The sequence below is a fragment of the Streptomyces coeruleorubidus genome (assembly GCF_028885415.1).
In the GTDB taxonomy this organism is placed as follows: Bacteria; Actinomycetota; Actinomycetes; order Streptomycetales; family Streptomycetaceae; genus Streptomyces; species Streptomyces coeruleorubidus_A.
Genome location: NZ_CP118527.1, coordinates 7346440 through 7360947, shown reverse-complemented (window position 1 = coordinate 7360947; position 14508 = coordinate 7346440). Strand labels below are relative to the sequence as shown.

Annotated in this window: 15 protein-coding genes; 6 read left to right on the top strand and 9 right to left on the bottom strand. The window is 71.0% G+C overall.

Annotated elements, in window-relative coordinates; translation table 11 throughout:
- Positions 1-47 precede the first annotated feature (47 nt).
- Positions 48-632, bottom strand: coding sequence for a PaaI family thioesterase (locus PV963_RS34180; protein WP_274820326.1), 585 nt, complete (start codon positions 630-632; stop codon positions 48-50).
- Positions 633-690: 58 nt separating this feature from the next.
- On the opposite strand from PV963_RS34180, the gene PV963_RS34175 reads away from it, so the two are divergent.
- Positions 691-1149 carry a DUF3093 domain-containing protein gene (locus PV963_RS34175; RefSeq protein ID WP_274820325.1) on the top strand — a complete coding sequence of 153 codons (459 nt, stop codon included), beginning with the start codon at positions 691-693 and terminating at the stop codon, positions 1147-1149.
- Positions 1150-1242: 93 nt separating this feature from the next.
- Here PV963_RS34175 and PV963_RS34170 read toward each other — a convergent pair whose 3' ends face one another.
- From PV963_RS34170 to PV963_RS34155, 4 genes are all read right to left on the bottom strand, one after another.
- The gene (locus PV963_RS34170) at positions 1243-2256 is read right to left on the bottom strand and encodes a hypothetical protein (RefSeq protein WP_274820324.1); all 1014 of its coding nucleotides are present in this window, start codon (positions 2254-2256) and stop codon (positions 1243-1245) included.
- A 13-nt stretch (positions 2257-2269) separates the two neighbouring features.
- A complete protein-coding gene (locus PV963_RS34165; RefSeq protein WP_003993510.1) occupies positions 2270-2566 on the bottom strand; it encodes a DUF4193 domain-containing protein in 297 nt (98 codons plus the stop codon).
- 405 nt (positions 2567-2971) lie between these two features.
- The gene (locus tag PV963_RS34160; RefSeq protein WP_274820323.1) at positions 2972-4204 is read right to left on the bottom strand and encodes a sensor histidine kinase; all 1233 of its coding nucleotides are present in this window, start codon (positions 4202-4204) and stop codon (positions 2972-2974) included.
- A 6-nt stretch (positions 4205-4210) separates the two neighbouring features.
- Positions 4211-4864 (bottom strand): response regulator transcription factor, encoded by a 654-nt coding sequence (locus PV963_RS34155; RefSeq protein ID WP_003993508.1) that lies wholly within the window; start codon positions 4862-4864, stop codon positions 4211-4213.
- A 412-nt stretch (positions 4865-5276) separates the two neighbouring features.
- Here PV963_RS34155 and PV963_RS34150 point away from each other — a divergent pair, with 412 nt between their 5' ends.
- Positions 5277-5450 carry a hypothetical protein gene (locus PV963_RS34150; RefSeq protein ID WP_010035018.1) on the top strand — a complete coding sequence of 58 codons (174 nt, stop codon included), beginning with the start codon at positions 5277-5279 and terminating at the stop codon, positions 5448-5450.
- Between the two features lie 119 nt (positions 5451-5569).
- On the opposite strand, the gene PV963_RS34145 is transcribed toward PV963_RS34150, so the two are convergent.
- Positions 5570-6385: an inositol monophosphatase family protein gene (locus PV963_RS34145; RefSeq protein ID WP_274820322.1), complete on the bottom strand. Its 816-nt coding sequence runs from the start codon at positions 6383-6385 to the stop codon at positions 5570-5572.
- 8 nt (positions 6386-6393) lie between these two features.
- On the bottom strand, positions 6394-7521 hold the full coding sequence (locus tag PV963_RS34140) for a ferrochelatase (RefSeq protein WP_274820321.1): 1128 nt from the start codon (positions 7519-7521) through the stop codon (positions 6394-6396).
- A gap of 158 nt (positions 7522-7679) precedes the next feature.
- Here PV963_RS34140 and PV963_RS34135 point away from each other — a divergent pair, with 158 nt between their 5' ends.
- The 3 genes from PV963_RS34135 to sepH all read left to right on the top strand — a co-directional run bounded on the left by PV963_RS34135 (position 7680) and on the right by sepH (position 11812).
- Positions 7680-8918 (top strand): MFS transporter, encoded by a 1239-nt coding sequence (locus tag PV963_RS34135; RefSeq protein WP_274820320.1) that lies wholly within the window; start codon positions 7680-7682, stop codon positions 8916-8918.
- Positions 8878-10206: a D-arabinono-1,4-lactone oxidase gene (locus tag PV963_RS34130; RefSeq protein WP_274820319.1), complete on the top strand. Its 1329-nt coding sequence runs from the start codon at positions 8878-8880 to the stop codon at positions 10204-10206. Before PV963_RS34135 ends, PV963_RS34130 begins: the two co-directional genes overlap by 41 nt.
- Before the next feature lie 568 nt (positions 10207-10774).
- Positions 10775-11812 carry a septation protein SepH gene (gene sepH / locus PV963_RS34125; protein WP_274820318.1) on the top strand — a complete coding sequence of 346 codons (1038 nt, stop codon included), beginning with the start codon at positions 10775-10777 and terminating at the stop codon, positions 11810-11812.
- A 68-nt stretch (positions 11813-11880) separates the two neighbouring features.
- Here the strand turns inward: sepH and PV963_RS34120 are convergent, their stop codons facing one another.
- The gene (locus tag PV963_RS34120) at positions 11881-12729 is read right to left on the bottom strand and encodes a sulfurtransferase (protein ID WP_274820317.1); all 849 of its coding nucleotides are present in this window, start codon (positions 12727-12729) and stop codon (positions 11881-11883) included.
- 249 nt (positions 12730-12978) lie between these two features.
- On the opposite strand from PV963_RS34120, the gene PV963_RS34115 reads away from it, so the two are divergent.
- Positions 12979-13779, top strand: a complete 801-nt coding sequence (locus tag PV963_RS34115; RefSeq protein WP_274820316.1) for a VOC family protein — start codon at positions 12979-12981, stop codon at positions 13777-13779.
- A 71-nt stretch (positions 13780-13850) separates the two neighbouring features.
- Here the strand turns inward: PV963_RS34115 and PV963_RS34110 are convergent, their stop codons facing one another.
- Complete coding sequence (locus PV963_RS34110; RefSeq protein ID WP_274820315.1) at positions 13851-14501, bottom strand: thymidine kinase; 651 nt, start codon at positions 14499-14501, stop codon at positions 13851-13853.
- Positions 14502-14508: the final 7 nt, after the last annotated feature.

Below are 14508 nucleotides of genomic sequence, written 5' to 3'. Positions count from 1 at the left end.
GGTCATGGGAGTCGCAGTGGTCATGGGGCTCAAGAGACTTTCGGGACTCACGGGTTCACCTCGAAGGCGCGAGCGCGCCGGACCTGGTCCGGGTCGTTCATGGCCGCCTGGATCTCCTCCTGGCGGCCGTGGTCGACGAAGTGGTCGACCTTCACCTCGATGAAGAGCGCGTCGGCACGGACCGCGACGGGCCCGTCGGGGCCGCCGACGCGTCCGGTGGCGGTCGAGTAGATCTTCCGCCCGGCCACCGCCGTCACCTCCGCCTCCAGGTACAGCGTGGTACCGACGGGCACGGGCCGTACGAAGTCGGTCTCCAGCCGTCCGGTCACGGCGATGGTGCGCAGCAGCCAGTTCAGCGAGCCGAGGGTCTCGTCGAGTGCGGAGGTGAGCACCCCGCCGTGAGCGAGGCCCGGAGCACCCTGGTGAGCGGACTGCACGGTGAACTCTGCGGTGAGGGACACGCCCTCGCCGGCCCGTGCCTCCAGGTGCAGCCCGTGCGGCTGGTCGCCGCCGCAGCCGAAACACTGGCCGTAGTGCGCACCGAGCAGCTCACCGGGCGCCGGAGCATCCGGATGTCGCGCCGGTCGCACGGCGTCGGCCGGAGGCTGAAGAGCAGCGGAAGTACGACTCACAGCCGGAGACCTTACCCGCGCGTCGGCCCCTTCCCGACACCGTGTCAAGCTTGGCTCCATGCAGCTCTCCGCCGCCCCTTACGAAGAACGCCTGACCGCTCCCCGGTCCTGGTGGCTGATCTCGTTCCTCGTCGGGGTCTCCATGGCCCTGGTCCTGCTCCCGTTCGGCACGCTGCCGATGCTCGGCGGCCTGGCCGGGGGCACCGCGGTCGCGGCCGTCGCCGCGAGTTCGTACGGCTCGGTCCGCATCCGTGTGGTGGGCGATTCCCTGATCGCGGGCGAGGCGAAGATCCCGGTGGCGGCCCTGGGCGAGGCGGAGGTCCTGGACGCGGAGGAAACCCGTGCCTGGCGCACCCACAAGGCCGACCCGCGCGCCTTCATGCTGCTGCGCGCCTACATCCCCACGGCCCTGCGCGTGGAAGTCACGGACCCGCAGGACCCGACTCCGTACCTGTACCTGTCCACGCGTGAGCCGGAGCGCCTGGCGGAGGCGCTGAGGGCGGCGAAGCCGGCGTAGTACGCCGACGCGGGGCGTCATCCGGCAGCGGCGGCTGACCGGCGGCACGCACACGCGCACACGGACACCCGGAAACGCGGGCCTGGCGTCGCCTCAGCGTCCGTCGTCGCGCTCGTCGCGATTCTCGTGGTGCTTTTCGTTCCCGGGCTTTTCGTTCCCGGGCTTTTCGTTCCCGAGATTTTCGGTTCCGAGGCGGCCCAAGGGGTCGTCGATGATCTCGCCCATCTCCAGGGCGTCCGCCGGACGTTCCAGGACGGGGAGTGGCTCCAGGGCTTCCCAGGGCACCTGGATCTTGCGCAGGTCCTCGCGGATCCGGGCGGCGAGCTTTCTCGTCTCGCTGCGGTTCATGGCCGCCCCGACGGCGGCGCCGACCAGGAACGGCACCAGGTTCGGCATGCTGCGGACCATCCGCTTCATGATCCGCTGCCGCAGCTCGCGCTTCATGCGGCTGTTCAGCGCCGTGCTCAGCGTCGACGGCCTGGTCGCGTCGATCCCGCGCTCCCCCGACCACGAGTCGAGGTACGCGGTGCTGCGCTGCTTGAGGTTGCCGGGCGGCCGTACGCCGTAGACCTCGTGGAGCTCGGCGATCAGCTTCAGCTCGATCACCGCGACGCCGGTGACCTCGGCGGCCAGTTCCGTCGGCATCGCGGGCGGCACGGGAAGCATCGCAGCCGCGCCGATACCGGCTCCGACCGTCGCCGTCGCCTTCGCCGCACCCGCGACGAGTTTGTCCGCGAGGTCTTCGGGCCCCAGGCCCGGGAACTGCCTGCGGAGCGTCGCCAGGTCCCGTACGGGGACGCGCGGGGCCAGTTCGATGATCCGGTCGGCGAGATGGGCAAGCCCGGCCCGGGCCCGGGCCGAGCCCTTGCGGGCACTGTCCCTGGCCCGCTCCCGGAGCGTCCCCGCCGTCCGCCGGGCGACGGGTGCGGGGACGTCCACGGACGCCGGGAGGTCGTCCCGGTCCGCTGCCGGTTCGAGCGAGGCCGCCCCCGTACCGGTTGAGCCTCGCTCGTCGTCACGCGCGCCGTGCTTCGGGCCGTCGATCGGCCCTTCGTCCGCTTTCCGCTTGGAGAAGCGGCGCTTCCAGGGAGGGGTCGAGCCAGTCACGGCCGACCCGCCCTCAGTCGCAGTCGCGGCAGATCGGCTGACCGTTCTTCTCCCGGGCCAGCTGGCTGCGGTGGTGCACCAGGAAGCAGCTCATGCAGGTGAACTCGTCCTGCTGCTTCGGGAGCACTCGGACTGCCAGCTCCTCGTTCGAGAGATCGGCGCCGGGCAGTTCGAGGCCCTCTGCGGCCTCGAACTCGTCGACGTCCACTGCGGAGGCCGACTTGTCGTTCCGTCGAGCCTTCAGCTCTTCGAGGCTGTCCGAGTCAACGTCGTCATCGGTCTTGCGTGGAGTGTCGTAATCGGTTGCCATGTCGCTCTCCCCCTCTGGGTGTCTGCGGTGTCTCCAGCGCACGTAACGCGTGAGAGGCCGGACTTGTGCCCGACCTGAGGCGGAGATTTTGCCTCACATCAAGGTCTGTTACTCAATCGACACCCAACCGGACTCCTCACGAGTGATCGGCTTGGATGGCGATGGGGACCGTACACGGTCCGAATGCCGCACTTCAAAGGCGTCTCACCGTGTACTTCCCGTGATCAAGACCCTCGAAAACCGGGATTTTCCCGACTTTCCGACAGGACACATGATCACGGAGAGTAGATGGCCGGAAAGGCGCCCCTGTGATCGATCACACATGCGGCACGTGCGGTGAGATCTCGAAAATTCCGCGCAAAGCGAACATCCCCGTTTGCCGCCGAGTTGATCGGCGACATGATCTCAGACGGGCAGCGTGACTCGCATCACGAGCCCACCCCCTTCGCGCGGCTGTGCGTAGATGTGCCCGCCGTGCGCCCGGGCCACCGACCGGACGATGGACAGACCGAGTCCGACGCCCTTGTCGCTGCCCGTGCGCTCCGTGCGCAGCCGCCGGAACGGCTCGAAGAGGTTGTCGATCTCGTACGCCGGCACGACCGGGCCCGTGTTGGAGACGACGAGGAGCGCCTGGCCGTGCTGCTCCTCGGTGGTGACCTCGACCCAGCCGCCCTCGGCCACGTTGTAGCGCACGGCGTTCTGCACCAGGTTGAGCGCGATCCGCTCCAGCAGCACGCCGTTGCCCTGGACGACCGCGGGCTTCTGCTCGCCGCGGATCCGCACGCCCTTGGTCTCGGCCTCGCCGCGCACCTGGTCGATGGCCTGCCCGGCGACCTCGGCGAGGTCCACCGGGCCCCGCTCGACGACCTGGTTGTCGCTGCGGGCGAGCAGCAGCAGGCCCTCGACGAGCTGCTCGCTGCGCTCGTTGGTGGCCAGCAGCGTCTTGCCGAGCTGCTGGAGCTCCACCGGTGCGTTCGGGTCGGACAGGTGCACTTCGAGGAGCGTGCGGTTGATCGCCAGCGGTGTCCGCAGCTCGTGCGAGGCGTTGCCGACGAAGCGCTGCTGGGCGGTGAAGGCCCGCTGGAGCCGCTCCAGCATGTCGTCGAAGGTGTCCGCCAGCTCCTTCAGCTCGTCGTCCGGGCCGTCCAGCTCGATCCGGCGGGACAGGTCGGAGCCCGCCACCGCGCGCGCGGTGCGGGTGATCCGGCCCAGCGGCGACAGGACGCGGCCGGCCATGGCGTAGCCGAAGGCGAAGGCGATGACCGCCAGACCGAGCAGGGCCAGGAGCGAGCGGCTGAGCAGATTGTCCAGGGCGTTCTGGCGCTGCTCGTTGACGCACTGGTTCATGGCGTGGTTGAACTCGGCCGGCGAGGCCTGGTCGGGCAGGTTGCAGATGTCGCTGGTGACCTTGCCCTCGACGATCTTGAACGGCAGCTCGCTGCCCACGTTCAGCGCCTGCGCGGCCAGCAGGTAGATGATCGACAGCAGCAGGATGCCGGCGATCAGGAACATGCCGCCGTAGAGCAGCGTGAGCCTTATGCGGATGGTCGGGCGCAGCCACGGCAAGGGCGGCGCGGGCCTTCTGGGGTCCCAGGTGGGCTTCGGGGGTGCCTGCGGGGGCGCGGGAGTCGCTGCCACGGGGTATCAGATCCGGTAGCCGGAGCCGGGGACCGTGACGATCACGGGCGGCTCGCCGAGCTTGCGGCGCAGGGTCATGACCGTCACGCGCACGACGTTCGTGAACGGGTCGGTGTTCTCGTCCCAGGCCTTCTCCAGCAGCTGCTCCGCCGAGACGACGGCGCCCTCGCTGCGCATCAGCACCTCCAGGACGGCGAACTCCTTGGGCGCGAGCTGGACCTCCTTGCCGTCGCGGAAGACCTCGCGGCGGTTGGGGTCGAGCTTGATCCCGGCGCGCTCCAGGACCGGCGGCAGGGGCACGCTGGTGCGCCGGCCGAGGGCGCGCACGCGCGCGATGAGCTCGCTGAACGCGAACGGCTTGGGCAGATAGTCGTCGGCGCCGATCTCCAGGCCCTCCACCCGGTCGCTGACGTCGCCGGAGGCCGTGAGCATCAGCACGCGCGTGGGCATGCCGAGCTCGACGATCTTGCGGCAGACGTCGTCGCCGTGCACGAGCGGGAGGTCGCGGTCGAGAACCACCACGTCGTAGTCGTTGACACCGATGCGCTCCAGGGCGGCCGCGCCGTCGTACACGACGTCGACGGCCATGGCCTCCCGGCGCAGTCCGGTGGCCACCGCATCGGCGAGCAGCTGCTCGTCCTCGACGACGAGTACGCGCACGTTCCTGGTCCTTCCTCATGTCCACCCGCGTAGCGCCGTACAGGCGCAGCCGGGCAGGGGTCTTCGACGGTGTGTTGGTGTGTTGCCCTCCATCCTGCCCTTTTCGGCCATAAGTCGGAGGTAAGGCGAGTGCGGGGACGGGGCCCGAGGCGGAATAAGAGATTTTCTCCTCCGGTTAGGTTTCCACGGAAGGGAGCTTGGGGAGGACGGCTTTACATCCCACGATCACGCTCTGCTGGTACCGCACCACCATGCGGTCGCATCAACCCGCTTTCCGCAGGGCGGGCGTGGGTGTCCGGCACCGTCGCCGCCCAGCTGAGCGGCGCTGGGCATCCACCGGAGACGTGATCGTCCCTTCCGAACGGCACACCCCCGTGCCATCGACCCACGACCCAGGACGAGGGGGCGCAGCATGGACGCATTCACCGCAGGACTTCTGCAGCGCATAAGGGCGACCGAGTCCGATCTGTCCCGGGCTCGCGACGAGGGCGACGACTTCCTCGTCGAGGTGGAGCAGGGCGAGCTCGACGACCTGCGCCGCCTCGCCGCCGAGCACGGTGTGGAGGTCGGCGCGACGAGCGTCTGATCAGGCCGTACGGAGCGGGCCCCGGCGAATCCAGCGCCGGGGCCCGCTTCGTCGTCCTGCGGCCCTGTTCACTCGGTGTTCGGCGTGCCGCCTGCCGTCGTATGACGGCCGGGCCGCCCTCAGTCGTGCCAGGCCCCGAAGTCCTCCAGCAGGCGCTGGAGGGGCTCGAAGACACCCGGGGTCCCCGCGACCGCGAGATCACCCGACGGGCGCTCTCCGGGGCGTCCACCGGTCAGCGCGCCCGCCTCCCGGGCGATCAGGTCGCCCGCCGCGAGGTCCCAGGCGTGCAGGCCGCGCTCGTAGTAGCCGTCGAGGCGTCCCGCGGCGAGGTCGCACAGGTCGACCGCCGCCGAACCGCCGCGCCGGATGTCGCGCAGCAGCGAGATCAGCCGCTGGGCGACCTCGGCCTGGTGGGCGCGGACCTCGGCCACGTAGTTGAAGCCCGTCGAGACCAGCGCCTGGTCCAGGGGCGGCGCGGGACGGCAGGCCAGCCTGCGCTCGCCGTCCCAGGCCCCGGTGGCCCAGGCACCGCCGCCGAGCACCGCGTGGAAGGTCTCGCCGCGCATCGGGGCCGTGACGACTCCGACGACGGTCTCGCCGTCCTGCTCGGCGGCGATGGAGACGGACCAGGTGGGCAGCCCGTAGAGGTAGTTGACCGTGCCGTCGAGCGGGTCGATCACCCAGCGGACGCCGCTCGTGCCGTCGGTGGTGCCGCCCTCCTCGCCGAGGATGCCATCGTCCGGGCGGCGCTCGGCGATCAGGCCGGTGATCAGCTTCTCGGCCGCGATGTCCATCTCCGTGACGACGTCGATGGGGCTGGACTTGGTCGCGGCCACCGCGAGGTCGGCCGGGCGCCCGTCCCGCAGCAGCGCGCCCGCGCGGCGAGCGGCCTCCTGGGCGAGATCGAGCAGGTCCTTGTGCAGGGGGTCGGTCACGGGGCTCCTCACGCGTAGGTGCTGTCGGCGCCCGCGGCGGCGGGGCGGGGGGCGCGGGCCGGGCAGCAGCCGACCGGGCAGAGGTGGTGGCTCGGCCCGAGGGCGCCCAGGGCACAGGGGGTGATTTCCTGCCCGCGCTCGACGGCGGCGCGCTCCACGACGAGCTCGCGGATCGCGGCGGCGAACCTCGGGTCGGCTCCGACGGTGGCCGAGCGGCGCATCGGCAGCCCCAGCTCCTCCGCCTTGGCCTTGGCCTCCGTGTCGAGGTCGTAGAGGACCTCCATGTGGTCGGAGACGAACCCGATGGGGGCGATCACCATGGCCGGGACACCGGCCGCGTGCCGCTCCTGAAGGTGGTCGCAGATGTCGGGCTCCAGCCACGGGATGTGCGGGGCGCCCGAGCGGGACTGGTAGACGAGCTGCCAGGGGTGGTCGACGCCGGTGCGCTCCCGGACGGCGTCCGCGATCAGCTTCGCCACGTCCAGGTGCTGCTTCACGTACGCGCCGCCGTCGCCGTGGTCCTCGACCGGGCCGGAGGTGTCGGCGGAGGCCGTCGGGATCGAGTGCGTCGAGAAGGCGATGTGCGCCCCGTCCCGGACGTCCTCGGACAGCTCGGCGAGGGACCGGATCACCCCGTCGATCATGGGCTCCAGGAAGCCGGGGTGGTTGAAGTAGTGCCGCAGCTTGTCGACCTTCGGCAGCTCCAGCCCCTCGGCCTCCAGAGCCGCGAGCGAGTCGGCGAGGTTCTCGCGGTACTGCCGGCAGCCCGAGTAGGAGGCGTAGGCGCTGGTGGCGAGGACCAGGATGCGCCGGCGGCCGTCGCGGACCATCTCGCGCAGCGTGTCCGTCAGATACGGCGCCCAGTTGCGGTTGCCCCAGTAGACCGGCAGGTCCAGGCCGTGGTCGGCGAAGTCCTTGCGCAGGGCGTCCAGCAGGGCCCGGTTCTGGTCGTTGATGGGGCTGACCCCGCCGAACAGGAAGTAGTGCTGCCCGACTTCCTTGAGGCGTTCCTTGGGGATGCCGCGCCCACGCGTCACGTTCTCCAGGAACGGGACCACGTCGTCCGGGCCTTCCGGGCCGCCGAAGGAGAGCAGGAGCAGGGCGTCGTAGGGGGTGACATCGCGCGCGTCTGGCATGAGTCGATCCTGCCACCCTGCACTGACAGCCGGGAAACGGCGGGGTGACGCCTGCGCGGCGGCCGGCCCCGGGTGGGCATGACGGGTGCGTCGGGGGCACCGCGAGGCGTAATCTGTGTCGACGGCGTTCGCAGCTTACTGAGCCTTTCGGAGACCCCGTGCCCAGCCCCTACCGCGCCCTGTTCTCCGCTCCCGGCAGCAAGGGTTTCTCCGCCGCAGGCTTCCTCGGCCGTATGCCGCTGTCGATGATGGGCATCGGCGTGGTCACGATGGTCTCCCAGCTCACCGGGCGGTACGGCCTGGCCGGCGCCCTGTCGGCCACCATCGCGCTGGCGGCGGCGGTGGCCGGACCGCAGGTCTCGCGGCTGGTGGACCGGTACGGACAGCGGCGGGTGCTGCGGCCGGCGACGCTGATCTCGCTCGCCGCGGCGGCCGTCCTGCTGTTCGCGGCCCACTACGGGTGGCCGGACTGGGTGCTGTTCACGGCGTGCGTCGGCATCGGCTGCGTGCCGAGCGTGGGCGCGATGATCCGGGCCCGCTGGGCGGCCCTGTACCGGGGCACCCCGCAGCTGCACACCGCGTACTCCTTCGAGTCCGTGGTGGACGAGGTGTGCTTCATCTTCGGGCCGATCATCTCCATCGGCCTGTCCACGGCGTGGTTCCCGGAGGCCGGTCCGCTGCTCGCCGCCTGCTTCCTGGCCGTCGGCGTCTTCTGGCTGACCGCGCAGCGCGCCACCGAGCCGAAGCCGCACCCGCGCGAGCACCGCGGTGGGGGCACGGCCCTGCGCTCGCCGGGCCTTCAGGTCCTGGTGGCCACCTTCGTGGCGACCGGGGCGATCTTCGGGGCGGTCGACGTGGTCACCGTGGCCTTCGCCGACGAGCAGGGGCACAAGGCCGCCGCGAGTATCGTCCTCGCTCTGTACGCGGCCGGTTCCTGCGTGGCGGGCATGGTCTTCGGACTGTTGCACTTCGCCGGGGCGCCGGAACGCCGGTGGCTGCTGGGCGTGTGCGCCATGGCCGTGAGTATGATCCCCCTCCTACTGGTCGGAAACTTGCCGTTTCTGGCCGTGGCGCTGTTCGTTGCGGGTCTGGCCATCGCTCCGACGATGATCACGACCATGTCCCTCATCGAAGAGCACGTACCACGCGCGCAGCTCACCGAGGGCATGACCTGGGTGAGCACCGGGCTCGCGGTGGGGGTCGCGCTCGGCTCCTCCGCGGCCGGCTGGGTGATCGACGCGGCCGGGGCGCGTGCCGGGTACGGGGTTCCGGCGGTGGCCGGGGCCGTCGCGGTCGCGGTGGGTTTCCTCGGATTCCGTCGGCTCAAGCGGCCGGCTACGGGTCGGGGAGGCTCCGTTGAGCAGCACAGCGAACGGAAAGAACGGCACGTGGCGTAACTGGGGCGGCAACATCTCCGCGCGGCCCGCGCGGGAGGTCACCCCGGCCTCCGTCGACGAGCTGGCCGCCGCCGTGCGGCGGGCCGCCGAGGACGGCCTGAAGGTGAAGGCCGTCGGCAGCGGGCACTCCTTCACGTCCATAGCCGCGACGGACGGTGTGTTGATCCGTCCTCAACTGTTGACCGGCATACGCGACATTGATCGCGAAGCCATGACCGTCACGGTGGAGGCCGGCACCCCGCTCAAGAGACTCAACGTGGCCCTGGCGCGCGAGGGACTGTCGCTGACGAACATGGGCGACATCATGGAGCAGACGGTCTCCGGAGCCACCAGTACCGGCACGCACGGCACGGGCCGTGACTCCGGCTCGATCGCCGCCCAGATCAAGGGTCTGGAACTGGTCACCGCCGACGGCTCGGTCCTCACCTGCTCCGAGAAGGGGACTGCCGAAGAACGCGAGGTCTTCGCGGCCGCCCGCATCGGCCTCGGCGCCCTGGGCATCGTCACCGCGATCACCTTCGCCGTGGAGCCCGTCTTCCTGCTCACGGCCCGCGAGGAGCCGATGCCGTTCGACAGGGTCCTCTCCGACTTCGAGGAACTCTGGGCCGAGAACGAGCACTTCGAGTTCTACTGGTTCCCGCACACCGGGAACACCAACACCAAGCGCAACAACCGCAGCGCGGGCCCGGAGAAGCCGGTGCCGCAGCTCCAGAGCTGGTTCGAGGACGAGTTCCTTTCCAACGGGGTCTTCCAGGTTGCCAACTGGGTCGGCCGCGCGGTGCCCGCCACGATCCCCGCGATCGCCCAGATCTCCAGCAAGGCGCTGTCCGCGCGGACCTACACCGACATCCCTTACAAGGTCTTCACGTCTCCGCGCCGGGTGCGCTTCGTGGAGATGGAGTACGCCGTTCCGCGCGCCGCCGTCGTCGAGGTGCTGCGCGAGTTGAGGACGATGGTCGACCGCTCCGGACTGAAGGTCAGCTTCCCCGTGGAGGTGCGCACCGCTCCGGCGGACGACATCACGCTGTCCACCGCCTCGGGCCGGGACACCGCGTACATCGCCGTCCACATGTTCCAGGGCACGCCCTACCAGCGGTACTTCACCGCGGCCGAACGGATCTTCACCGCCCACGAGGGCCGCCCGCACTGGGGCAAGGTGCACACCAGGGACGCCGAGTACTTCTCCCGGGTGTATCCGCGCTTCGCCGAGTTCACCGCACTGCGGGACCGTCTCGACCCTGATCGGCGGTTCCAGAACGACTACTTGCGGAGGGTTCTGGGGGCGTAGACGGTGCCCGCGGAGAGTGCTGGAAGAGCGTGCCGCCCCAGGTCGCGACGACGCTGACGACGCCGGCGCCGAGGATCGTGCCGTAGACCCCGAAGCACGAGGCACATGGTCGTTCAACTGCACAAGTGGTCGTTCAACTGCACAAGAAGGGGACGCCTGTCCGAAACTGTTAGTTCCGCTTCTGAGGGTTTCGTGAAGTTCCCCACGCTCAAGATCGCGAATTGCGGGCACAGGGCGGCCAAGTCCAACCCCTTGCCAGAAGTTGGACGGCGCGCCAATCCACGCACGTGGCCCAAATGGAGTACTGTTGCGAGCCCTGGGTCCGGTCTCCCGTCAGGGTGTACAGGGCCTTTAAGGACCGCCGGGAGGGGGCTAGTTGCACAGGGTGACAGAGTTCGTCACTTAGCGTTGCGAATAGGTAACCGTGCCATAACGGCGATCCAGGGCCAGCGCCCGACACGCCGGGCAACTCGGCAAGGTTGTGGCAGGCTGCACCCGGGCAGGCCACACTCGACTAGCGGAAGCAGCGACGCACGTGACGTCGGCAGGCACCACCCGGGAGGTCCCCATGCCCGAACTGCGTGTCGTGGCCGTCTCGAATGACGGCACACGGCTGGTGCTGAAGGCTGCGGACAGCACGGAGTACACGCTTCCGATCGACGAACGGCTCCGCGCCGCCGTGCGCGGCGACCGTCCTCGCCTCGGCCAGATCGAGATCGAGGTGGAGAGCCACCTCCGCCCCCGCGACATCCAGGCGCGTATACGTGCCGGCGCGACCGCGGAAGAGGTCGCGCAAATGGCCGGCATCCCCGTCGACCGGGTCCGCCGCTTCGAGGGCCCGGTGCTCGCCGAGCGTGCGTTCATGGCCGAGCGGGCCCGCAAGACCCCGGTCCGCCGCCCCGGCGAGAACTCCGGTCCGCCGCTGGGCGAGGCCGTGCAGGAGCGACTGCTGCTGCGTGGTGCCGAGAAGGACACCGTCCAGTGGGACTCGTGGCGTCGCGACGACGGCACGTGGGAAGTCCTGCTGGTCTACCGCGTCGCGGGCGAACCGCACTCGGCGAGCTGGACGTACGACCCGCCCCGGCGGCTCGTCCAGGCCGTCGACGACGAGGCGCGCATGCTCATCGGCGAGTCCGACGACCTGGCCGCGCCCGAGCCCAGCTTCCCGTTCGTCCCGCGGATCGCCCGGCTGCCGCGCGACCGGCCGCTGGACCGTTCCGGCGACCGGGAGCGCCTCAGCCTTCCGGCGCAGGCGTCCGAGCCGGTGGAGGAGAGCCCGGATGAGCGGGACTCGCTGACCAGCCTGCTGGAGGCGGTGCCGAGCTTCCGCGGCGACCTGGTGGTGCCGGAGCGGCCGGCACCGGAGCCCGAGGAGGAGGAGCCCGTCGCCGAACCGGAGGCGGAGGAGCCCCCGGCTCCCGCCGCCTCGGCCGGTGCCGCCTACGCGGACGTGCTCATGCCGCGCTCCGTCGGCAGCCACCGCGACCGGCTCATCGGCGCCACCGACCGGCAGGCCGAGGCCGACGGCGTCCGACCGGGCCGCAGAGCCGCCGTCCCGAGCTGGGACGAGATCGTGTTCGGGACGCGGCGCAAGAAGCAGGAGTAGCCGGATCGGCTACGACTACACGAGAGTGAGGGCCGCGCCTTCCGGGCGCGGCCCTCACTCGTGTCGGGTTACTGGGGATCCGGTCCCACCGCCACCGGCCGGTCCGGGTCCGAGGACCACTCCGACCACGAACCCACGTACAGCTCCGCCGGAATGCCGGCGACCGCCAGCGCCAGGACCTCGTGGGCCGCGGACACCCCCGACCCGCAGTACACACCGACCCGCGCGTCCTCGGTCACGCCAAGCCCCTTGAAACGCGCGCGCAGTTCCTCGGCGGCGAGGAAGCATCCGTCCGCCCCCACGTTCTCCGTGGTGGGCGCGGACACCGCTCCCGGGATGTGCCCGGCCACCGGATCGATCGGCTCCACCTCGCCCCGGTACCGCTCCCCCGCCCGCGCGTCCAGCAGGACCCCGGCCCGCGCCAACTCCGCGGCGGCGCCGGCGTCGAGCAGGCCGGCCGCCCCCGGCTCGGGCACGAAGTCGCCCTCGGCCGGTGTCGGCACGGTCTTCTCCAACGGCCCCTCCCAGGCCGGCAACCCGCCGTCGAGGACCCGCACGTCCGGGTGCCCCGTCCAGCGCAGCAGCCACCACGCCCGGGCCGCCGCCCAGCCCTGGCCGCCGTCGTAGACGACCACCGGCCTCCCGGACGACACGCCCGCCCGGCGCATCGCGGCACCGAAGCGCGCGAGGTCGGGCAGCGGATGCCGACCGCCCTCCCCCGGCGCCGAGGCCAACTCCCGGTCCAGGTCGACGAAGACGGCCCCGGGGAGGTGACCTGCCTTGTACGCGGCCCGGCCGTCGTACGGCGGCTCACCTGACGCCTTGGCCACGGTGAGCTGCCAGCGGACATCGAGCAGGACAGGCGGGTTGGCGCCCGTCACGCTCGCGAGGTCGGATGCGGAGATGATGGCGTTCATGGCTCCATCCTCGCGCACAGGGGTGGCCGAGCCGCCCGTGTCCGGCTACTGTGCTCGGCCGGACAGGGCGATCACGCGGTGTACGGGAACAAGCACATGTTGTACAGCTGAACGACACCTGCGATAAGCGCGCCGCAAGGGACAGCGCCCCGCACATCAGGCATTCTCCCGGACAGGGGCCGCCCCGCAGGGCGTACCCACGAGGGCTGCGCAGAGCACGCCCGCCGCGAGGCCGAGAAGAGAGTGACGATGACCGACGCACGGGAGTCAGCCGGTCCGAACGGCGACACACCCGCTCGGCACACGCCCGGCACGCCCTGCTGGGTGAGTCTGATGGTGCACGGGCCGGCCGCGACCCAGGAGTTCTACGGAACGTTGTTCGGCTGGGAGTTCCAGCCGGGCCCCCAGCAACTCGGCCCGTATGTACGGGCGCTGCTCGACGGGCACGAGGTGGCGGGCATCGGCCGGCTGCCGCCGGACCGTCATCTGCCCATCGCGTGGACCCCCTACTTCGCCTCGGAGAACGCCGACCGGACCGCCGAGACGGTGCGCAGCTGCGGCGGCACGATCGGCGTGGGCCCGCTGGACGCCGCCGACGCCGGCCGCCTGGCGATCGGCTCCGATCCCTCGGGGGCGGTCTTCGGCATCTGGCAGGCCGCCGCGCACCTCGGCACGGCCGTCTCGGGCGTCCCCGGCACGCCCGCCTGGAACGAGCTGCTGACTTTCGAGTCGGCGAGTGTCGCCAAGTTCTACCGGACGGTGTTCGGCTACGAGGAGCCGGTGGTCTCAGCCGACTTCGACTACGTGACCCTGCACCTCGGCGGCCGGCCCGTCGCCGGCGTCCACGGGCTGGGGCAGGCGCTGCCCCGCGACCGGGGGCCGCACTGGGAGACGTACTTCCAGGTCGCGGACGTCGACGACGCCCTGGATCACCTTGTGCATCTGGGCGGGCAGGTCCTGAAGCCGGCCCACGACACCACGCGCGGCCGGGTGGCGGCGGTGGCGGATCCGGAGGGGGCGCGGTTCGCGCTGCTCCAACGGCCGCGCTGACGGTCTGCCGGTCCACCGGGTGGTCGGGACACGGCGCCGCCGAGTGGACAGGAGCACGACACCGCCGATGGTCAGGAGGACGACACCGGCAGCACGTCCGGGGACAGGGCCGCCGCGCGGGCCGTCGCCGAGGTCATGCGGCGCCTGTGGTGGCGGCGGCACAGGACCTCGTAGCCGATCTCGTCGGCGGAGTGGGTGACGTCTCCGACGACCACCTGGGCGCCCTCGACGACCATGACGCCGCCTATCGTGCGGGCGTTGTGCGTGGCCCGGGCGCCGCACCAGCACAGGGCCTCGACCTGGAGCACCTCGACCCGGTCGGCCAGTTCCACCAGCCGCTGGGAGCCAGGGAACAGCTTGGAGCGGAAGTCGGTCGTGATGCCGAAGGCGTAGACGTCGAGCCCCAGGTCGTCGACCACACGCGCGAGTTGGTCGATCTGCTCCGGCGCGAGGAACTGCGCCTCGTCGGCGATCACGTAGTCCGCGCGGCCGCCTTGCGAGAGGTGGTCGACGAGGTAGGCGTACAGGTCCTGGCCGTCCTCGACCTCCACCGCGTCGGTGACCAGGCCGAGGCGGGAGGACAGCTTGCCCTCGCCGGCGCGGTCGTCGCGCGAGAAGATCATGCCCTGGAGGCCTCGCGCCGAGCGGTTGTGCTCGATCTGCAGAGCCAGCGTCGACTTCCCGCAGTCCATCGTTCCGGAGAAGAACACCAGCTCGGGCATGTCGAGT